The organism is Falsiroseomonas sp. RANM36 (assembly GCF_056682175.1).
Genome location: NZ_JBWXTD010000061.1, coordinates 1 through 295, shown reverse-complemented (window position 1 = coordinate 295; position 295 = coordinate 1). Strand labels below are relative to the sequence as shown.

Genomic DNA, 295 nt, shown 5'->3' with positions numbered 1-295 from the left:
AGCGCGCGGTCGGCGCGGTGATCCCGCCGCGCGCGCCCCCCTTCTGCACCGGCTGCCCGGGACGGCCGGTGTTCAGCGCGGTGGAGCTGCTGCGGCAGGAAACGGGGCCGGTGCATGTCGCGGCCGATATCGGCTGCCACGCCTTCGCGACCTTCGCGCCCTTCCACCAGGGCTACACCATCCTGGGCTACGGCATGTCGCTGGCCCGCGCGGCCGCGGTCGCCGGCACCAACCAGCGCAGGCCGATCGCGGTGATGGGCGATGGCGGCTTCTGGCACAACGGGCTCAACACCGG

1 protein-coding gene is annotated in these 295 nt (G+C 73.9%); it reads left to right on the top strand.

What is annotated here, in order from left to right; all coding sequences use genetic code 11:
- Positions 1 to 295 (top strand): thiamine pyrophosphate-dependent enzyme (locus tag AC1MIR_RS27840; RefSeq protein ID WP_480031412.1); only part of this gene is annotated, 295 nt, incomplete at both ends.